Here is a 7,450-nt window from a genome sequence, read left to right on the forward strand (position 1 = left end):
CCGGCCTGCTGAACGGCGGCGCGGCGACCGGGATCGACCCGTCCGCGTTCGGCGCGGCGCCGGCCGCCCCGCCGCCGGGTGTGGACGTCGCGGTGCCGGTGGGTGGGCGGGTGACCGCCGGAACCCCGGTCCTGACCATCGTGGACACCAGTCAACTGGGGCTGCTCGCCGAGGTCGACGAGACCGACGTGCTGCTGGTGCGGGCCGGCCTGACGGCCACGGTCGAGCTGGACGCGGTGACCGGTGCCACGTACGACGCGACCGTCCAGTCGGTGGACGTGCTGCCGGTCAGCTCCGCGCGGGGTGGGGTCAGCTACCGGGTGCGGCTGGCGCTCGGCCCGGGCCTTCTCGGCGAGGCGGAGCCGGCACCGGCTCCCCGACCGGGGATGAACGCCGTGGTGCGGCTGCGGGTCCGGGAGGCCGCCGACGCGGTCACCGTGCCGGCCTCGGCGATCTTCTCGACCGACGGGCGGGACACGGTCTGGGTGGTCCGGGACGGGCGGGTCGACCGGGCGCCGGTCGTCGTCGGCGTGCAGGGACAGGACCTGGTGCAGATCACCAGCGGTGTGCAGGCCGGCGACCGGATCGTGGTGCGCGGCACCGACCAGGTCCGCGACGGCCAGGAGATCGGATGACCGTACCGGCCGCGATCGAGGCGGTCGACGTGTCCCGGACGTACCAGCTCGACGGGGTCTCGGTCCCCGCCCTGCGGGGGGTGACGCTGACCGTGGCCCCCGGTGACTACGTGGCGCTGGTCGGTCCCTCCGGGTCCGGCAAGTCCACCCTCATGCACCTGCTCGGCGGGCTGGACCGGCCGACCGGCGGTCGGCTGGTGATCGGCGGCCGGGAGGTGGCGAGGCTCTCCGCGCCGGAGCTGGCGGCCCTGCGCAACGAGACCATCGGCTTCGTGTTCCAGGCGTTCCACCTGCTGCCGCGTACGTCCGCCGTGGACAACGTCGCGCTACCGCTGGTCTACCGGGGTGTGTCGGCCCGGCAGCGGCGGGAGCGAGCGGCGGCGATGCTCGGCCGGGTCGGCCTGGGACACCGGCTGGGCCACCGGCCCAACCAGCTCTCCGGCGGCGAGCAGCAGCGGGTGGCGATCGCCCGCGCGCTGGTCACCGACCCGACGGTGCTGCTCGCCGACGAGCCGACCGGCAACCTGGACAGTGTGACCGGCGCGGCCGTCCTGGAACTCCTGGAGCAGCTGAACGTGGAGTCCGGGGTGGCGCTGGTGATGGTCACCCACGACCAGGAGGTGGCGGCGCGGGCCCGCCGGCGGATCGCGATGCGCGACGGCGTGGTGGTCGCCGACAGCGCGTCCGGCCAGGTCGCCGCGGTTCATGATCGACCGGCCTCCGGCCCCGCTGCCGGACCTGACACACTGGTGTCCGCTCCCAGCGCGGAGCCCCGGTCCGCTTCCGGAAGCGGACCGGGGCACCCGCCCGGTGGCTCCGGTGGCGCCGCCGGAGCCGCCGGGCGCCTTCCGCAGCCGGGTACGCGGGACGGGGCCGGCTCGTGAGGGTGGCCGAGGCCTGGCGGGTGGCGCTCGACGCGCTGCGCGCGAACCGGCTGCGCAGCGCGCTCACCATGCTCGGCGTGATCATCGGGGTGGCCTCGGTGGTCATCCTGGTGGCCATCGGCACCGGCACCAAGCAGAAGGTGGAGCAGCAGGTCGAGGGGTTGGGCTCGAACCTGCTGCTGGTGGTGCCCGGCCGGCTCGACGTGGGCGCCGCACCGGCGGTCTCCCCGCTGACCCTGGACGACGTGGACGCCGTGTCGCGGGTGGTGGGTGATCCGGACCGGGTGGCGGTCACGGTCGCCTCCGGCGCCACCGTACGGGCCGGCAACCGGTCCGACTTCAGCACCCTGCAGGGTGTCCTGGAGACGACCCCCACCGTCTTCACGCGCGACCTGGCCCGGGGGCGCTACCTCACCCGCTCCGACGTGGACACCAGCCGCCGGGTAGCGGTCCTCGGCGCGTCGGTGGCCCGCGCCCTCTTCCCGGACCGGGACCCGGTCGGCCAGCAGATCACCGTCTCCGGGGTGCGCTTCCGGGTGATCGGGGTGTTCTCCCCGCTCGGCCAGAGCCTCGGCGTGGACCGCGACGACGAGGTGCACGTGCCGGTCACCGCGGCCCAACGCCTCTACGGCACCCAGCGCGTCGACGGGATCGCGGTCAAGGCGCCGGACCGGGAGCGGATCGACGAGCTGGGCGAGCGGATCGTCGCCGAGCTGACCCGGCGGCACCCGGGCACCGAGTTCAGCGCGGTCACCCAGGAGCAGATCCTCGGCGTCCTGGGCGACATCCTCGGCATCCTGACCGGGGTGCTCGCCGCGATCGCCGGCATCTCGCTGCTGGTGGGGGGCGTCGGAGTCTCCAACATCATGCTGGTCTCGGTCCGCGAACGGACCCGGGAGATCGGCCTGCGCAAGGCGGTCGGCGCCCGGCCCCGGGACATCGGCGTGCAGTTCCTGCTGGAGGCGGTGCTGCTCACCTCGATCGGTGGGCTCACCGGGATGGCCCTGGGTGTCGGCACGGCCCTGCTGGTCGACGCGTTCTCACCGATCCCGGCGGCGATCACCTGGTGGTCGTTGGCGCTCGCGTTCGGCGTCTCGGCGGCGGTCGGCATCGTCTTCGGCGTGGTCCCGGCGCAGCGGGCCGGACGGCTGGACCCGGTGGTGGCCCTGCGCGCCGAGTGAACCGCCGCTCGGACGTCCGGCGCGGCCGGTCGGAAAAACCCCGGGGAACCCGAAAGGCCCTGGCGGGAGGCAGTGCGGGCAGGGCCGATTTCGGGGGTAGTTGCGCCGAAGGGATCGCGCCGGTCACAGCCGCCCCGCTACGGTACTGGTAACACGCGCGTCGCCGGCCCGGGTGGGGAGCAGCCCGTCGGGATGGCACGCGCCGGGCATGGGATGGGTCGGTGAGCCATGGCCGGGTCGCAGTCCGACGGTCGGCTGTCGGATGTCAAGTTCCTCACCGTCGCCGAGGTGGCGACGGTGATGCGGGTGTCGAAGATGACGGTCTACCGCCTGGTGCACAGCGGTGAGCTGACCGCCGTGCGGGTGGGCCGGTCGTTCCGCGTCCCCGAGCACGCCGTGCACGAGTACCTGCGCGGCGCCTTCCAGGAGACCGCCTGAGCCACCCTCCGGCCGGCCGCCGGAGGCCCCGTGACGGGCATCGAGGGGCCGCGTTGGTCCTGCTGACGCTCTCCGGCTACCCTGGACCCCGACCGTGACCGCAGGAGCGCCCCGCCGCTCGTCCCGCTGGTCCGGTCCGTTGTCCGCATGCGGTCGCCGACGCCATTCGTGGCGTTCTCCGGTCCGCCCCGCACGTTGCATCGAAAGGCTGTCGTATGGGCTCGGTGGTCAAGAAGCGCCGCAAGCGCATGGCTAAGAAGAAGCACCGCAAGCTGCTGCGCAAGACCCGCGTCCAGCGTCGCCGTCTCGGCAAGTGATCGGGGCCGGGCCCGGCCCGGCACCCGTCGTCACGTGCCAACTGTCGACCCTCGGAGGCTCAGGTGATCAGGCCGTGGACGTCCCGGCTCGATCTCGCCTGCCAGGGTAGGTGCACGACATGACCCCCGGTGGCACCCCAGGTGCTCCGGGGGTCGTCGTCGTGACCGGGGTCAGCCGCTACCTCGGCGCGCACGTCGCCGCCCGGCTCGCCGCCGACCCCCGCATCGAGCGGGTCATCGGCGTCGACCCACCGGAGCCCGGCGCCGAGTTCACCGACCTGCTCGACCGCGTCGAGCGGATCCGCGTGGACGCCGGCTCGATCGGCGGTCTCCTCGCCGACCTGGACGTCGACGCGGTGGTGCACCTCGCCCTGGTCAGCGCTCCCGACCCGCAGCACGGCGGGCGGTCGGGGATGAAGGACCAGAACGTCATCGGCACCATGCAACTCCTCGCCGCCTGCCAGCGGGCGCCCCGCCTGCGCAAGCTGGTCGTCCGCTCGTCGACGGCCGCGTACGGGGCCTCCTTCCGGGACCCGGCCGTCTTCACCGAGGACACCGAGCCACGCGAGGTGCCGCGCGGCGGTTTCGGCCGCGACATCCTGGACATCGAGGGGTACGTGCGAGGTTTCCGCCGCCGTCGCCCCGACACGACGGTCACCGTGCTGCGCTTCGCGCCGTTCATCGGCTCGACCGCCGACACCACGCTGACCCGCTACTTCTCCCAGCCGGTGGTGCCCACCGTCTTCGGCCGTGACCCGAGGTTGCAGTTCCTGCACTTCGACGACGCGCTGGAGGTGCTGCACCGCTCGATCGTCGAGGACCACGCCGGCACCTACAACGTCGCCGGCCCCGGTGTGCTGGCACTGTCCCAGGCCATCCGGCGGGCCGGGCGGGTCGCCCTGCCGGTTCTCGAACCGGGGCTCTCCGGTGCCGCCGCGCTGGCCCGCAGCCTCGGCTTCGGGCGGGTCGGCCTGGACCAGGTCGACCTCTTCGTGCACGGCCGGGTGGTGGACACCGGCCGGCTGGAACGGGAGTTCGGCTTCACGCCCCGCTCGACGGCGATCGCCTTCGAGGACTTCATCCGCGCCCACCACGGTGGTGCGGTGGTGACCCGTGACCAGTTGGCCGCCGCCGAGCGGCTGGTGCGGGAGAGCATCCGGCAGGTCCGCTCCGCCGTGGGGGAGCGGTCGTGACCGGTCCGCACCCACGCGACGGCGCCCAGGGCGACGGTCGGTACGACGTACCGCTGACGGTGCCGGAGTCGGACGCCCAGCCGGCGCGGTCCAACGGCCACCGGCCGACCGCGACGGCCGCGCAACCGGGCCCGGCGACGGTCGGACCGGGCACCGACGAGATCGACACTGCCGCGACCGACGAGCCCGCCGTCACCGACGAGCCCGCCGCGACCGACGAGCCCGCCGTCACCGACAAGCCGACCGTGGTCGACGCCCCGCCCGCGACCGACCCGCCGGGTCCGGCGGTGGCCGGGCCGGTGGTGGCCGACCGGCCCGGCGACCACTGGGACCGCACCGTCGCGAACGGCCTGGCGTTCCTGCGCCGGCGGCTCTCCGGCGACTACGAGGTCGACGAGTTCGGGTTCGACCCGCAGATCACCGAGACGGTTTTCCACCCGTTGCTGCGGCTGCTCTACCGCGACTGGTTCCGCACCGAGGTCTTCGGCCTGGAGCACGTGCCGACCGACGGGGCCGGGCTGGTCGTCGGCAACCACTCCGGCACCGTGGCACTGGACGCGTTGATCCTCTCGGCCGTCCTGCACGACCGGCACCCGGCGCGCCGCTTCCTGCGGCTGCTCGGCGCCGACCTGGTCTTCCGGATGCCGGTGGTCTCCGAGATCGCCCGGAAGACCGGCGGCACGGTCGCCTGCAACCCGGACGCGGAGCGGCTGATGTCCGGTGGTGAACTGGTCGGTGTGTTCCCCGAGGGCTTCAAGGGCATCGGCAAGCTCTACTCGGAGCGTTACAAGTTGCAGCGTTTCGGCCGGGGCGGGTTCGTGTCGGCGGCGTTGCGCACCGGTACGCCGATCGTGCCCGTGGCGATCGTCGGCGGCGAGGAGACGTACCCGATGCTCGCCGACGTCAAGCCGCTGGCCCGGCTGCTGAAGCTGCCCTACTTCCCGGTGACGCCGACCTTCCCGTGGCTGGGCCCGCTGGGGATGGTGCCGCTGCCGAGCAAGTGGCTGATCGAGTTCTGCCCGCCGATCCCCACCGCGCACCTGACCGACTCCGCCGACGATCCGCTGGTGGTGTTCAATCTCGCCGACCAGGTGCGGGAGACCATCCAACAGACCCTGCACAAGCTGCTGGAACGGCGTCCGGACCCGTTCGGGCCGTAGGCCGCGTCTCGAAGTCCTCGGCCGGGCGGGGGCCTCAGTCGGCGCGGCGGCGCCGCTGCAGCGCCAGGCCGGCGGTCACGGCACCGGCGACCAGGCCCGCTGCGGCCGTCGACGGTACGGCGATCTTCACCGCGCGCCGGCCGGTACGGAAGTCCCGGACCTCCCACCCGCGCTGCCGTGCCTCGCGCAGCAGGGTGCCGTCCGGGTTGACCGCGACGCCCCGGCCCACCGCGCTCAGCATCGGCAGGTCGTTGGCGGAGTCGCTGTAGGCGGCGCAGCGGGCCAGCTCCAGCCCTTCCACGGCGGCGAGCTGGAGGACCGCGTCCGCCTTGGCGGGGCCGTGCATCAGGTCGCCGACCAGCCGACCGGTGTAGGCGCCGTCGACGACCTCGGCGACCGTCCCGATCGCGCCGGTCAGGCCGAGCCGGGCGGCGATCACCCGGCCGATCTCCACGGGGGCGGCGCTGACCAGCCACACCCGCTCGCCGGCATCGAGGTGCCGCTGCGCCAGGCGGCGGGTGCCGCCCCAGATGCGGGGCGCCATCAGCTCGTCGAAGATCTCCTCGGCGAGGCGCTCCACGTCGTCCACCCGCCAGCCCTCGACGAAGGCGAGGGCGGCCTCCTTGGCCTGCGACATGTCGCCCGCGTGCTCGGTGGCGAGCAGCCGGAACCGCAGCTGCTGCCAGGCGAAGCGGGCCAGGTCCGAGGTGGTGAAGTAGTTGCGCGCCGCGAGGCCACGGGCGAACCAGTAGATCGAGGCGCCCTGCATCATCGTGTTGTCCACGTCGAAGAAGGCCGCCGCGGCCGGGTCGGGCCGCACGGGAGTCGACGGCTCGGCCTCCGCCCAACCGGTGGTGTGGCCGTGGACGTCGGTGCTGACCGTCACCTTGCGGTTGCGGGCCACCCGACCTCCCTCCACTCGACCGGCGCGGCGTACGCCACTGAGCGAGGGTAGCCGGCCCGGGAACTGCCGGACCGGCTACTCACGTTACGTGTGACGCGGACGGCTCGTCCGGTGGTGCCCCGGTCAGTCGCCGGGGCAGCGGGCCGGTGTCGGACCGAGGGAGTCGCTGACCGCCGGTACCGGCAGGTCGCAGGCGATGGCGGCGCGCAGCGCGTCGGACCGCTTCCGGATCGCGTCCAGCAGGGCCAGTGACCGCCGCGTACGGTCCTGCTCCGCGCGGGTGGCGTCGTCGAGCAGGCCGCTCACCGCCCGCCGCTGACCGGTGACGAAGGTGTTGACCGTGTCCAGCGCCGCCGGGTCGGAGCGCTGCGCCGAGGCGGTGGTCAGCAGTCGTACGCCCTGCCGGGTGTCGGCGTCCATGTCGTCGAGTACGCCGCTGAAGCCGGCCCGGTCGCCCCGCAGCGTCGCCGCCTCGTCGAGGCGGGTGCGGGCGAAGCCGAGGAAGAGCTGACCGCGGCTCACGTCGGAGCCGGTGAGGGCGAGCTGCGCCCGTTCCGTCGAGCGCTTCATCCCGTACAGCGCGTCACCCGGGACCGCGTTCTCGCTCGCCGCCGAGATCCCGGAGACGGCGACGGCGCCGGCCGCGATGCCGACGAGGATCGCGCCCCGGGCGCGGGCCCGCCGGCCGGTGACCGCCGGCAGCAGCCGGCTCCGGCTGAGGGCGCCGGCGAGGCGTCG

9 protein-coding genes are annotated in these 7,450 nt (G+C 74.0%); 7 read left to right on the plus strand and 2 right to left on the minus strand.

All coding sequences use genetic code 11. The features are described from left to right. The 7 genes from AB0I76_RS18430 to AB0I76_RS18460 all read left to right on the plus strand — a co-directional run. A partial coding sequence (locus tag AB0I76_RS18430) for an efflux RND transporter periplasmic adaptor subunit (protein ID WP_357036597.1) occupies positions 1–635 on the plus strand: 635 nt, incomplete at its 5' end. Next, positions 632–1,519: an ABC transporter ATP-binding protein gene (locus AB0I76_RS18435; RefSeq protein WP_357036600.1), complete on the plus strand. Its 888-nt coding sequence runs from the start codon at positions 632–634 to the stop codon at positions 1,517–1,519. The genes AB0I76_RS18430 and AB0I76_RS18435, both read left to right, overlap by 4 nt. Beyond that, positions 1,516–2,700: an ABC transporter permease gene (locus AB0I76_RS18440; protein WP_357036603.1), complete on the plus strand. Its 1,185-nt coding sequence runs from the start codon at positions 1,516–1,518 to the stop codon at positions 2,698–2,700. The genes AB0I76_RS18435 and AB0I76_RS18440 overlap by 4 nt, the downstream gene beginning before the upstream one ends. Before the next feature lie 228 nt (positions 2,701–2,928). Next, entirely contained in the window at positions 2,929–3,138 is a 210-nt protein-coding gene (locus AB0I76_RS18445) for a helix-turn-helix domain-containing protein (protein WP_091079691.1), read from the plus strand. A 215-nt stretch (positions 3,139–3,353) separates the two neighbouring features. Next, the gene (locus AB0I76_RS18450; protein WP_007465623.1) at positions 3,354–3,455 is read left to right on the plus strand and encodes an AURKAIP1/COX24 domain-containing protein; all 102 of its coding nucleotides are present in this window, start codon (positions 3,354–3,356) and stop codon (positions 3,453–3,455) included. A gap of 119 nt (positions 3,456–3,574) precedes the next feature. Next, on the plus strand, positions 3,575–4,648 hold the full coding sequence (locus AB0I76_RS18455; protein ID WP_357036608.1) for an NAD-dependent epimerase/dehydratase family protein: 1,074 nt from the start codon (positions 3,575–3,577) through the stop codon (positions 4,646–4,648). 287 nt (positions 4,649–4,935) lie between these two features. After that, positions 4,936–5,808: a lysophospholipid acyltransferase family protein gene (locus AB0I76_RS18460; RefSeq protein WP_357036617.1), complete on the plus strand. Its 873-nt coding sequence runs from the start codon at positions 4,936–4,938 to the stop codon at positions 5,806–5,808. Positions 5,809–5,842: 34 nt separating this feature from the next. Here the strand turns inward: AB0I76_RS18460 and AB0I76_RS18465 are convergent, their stop codons facing one another. Continuing rightward, on the minus strand, positions 5,843–6,712 hold the full coding sequence (locus tag AB0I76_RS18465; RefSeq protein WP_357036611.1) for an HAD-IB family hydrolase: 870 nt from the start codon (positions 6,710–6,712) through the stop codon (positions 5,843–5,845). 123 nt (positions 6,713–6,835) lie between these two features. Beyond that, a partial coding sequence (locus tag AB0I76_RS18470) for a DUF5667 domain-containing protein (RefSeq protein ID WP_357036614.1) occupies positions 6,836–7,450 on the minus strand: 615 nt, incomplete at its 5' end.

Source organism: Micromonospora sp. NPDC049799, assembly GCF_040656655.1.
Classification (GTDB): Bacteria; Actinomycetota; Actinomycetes; order Mycobacteriales; family Micromonosporaceae; genus Micromonospora.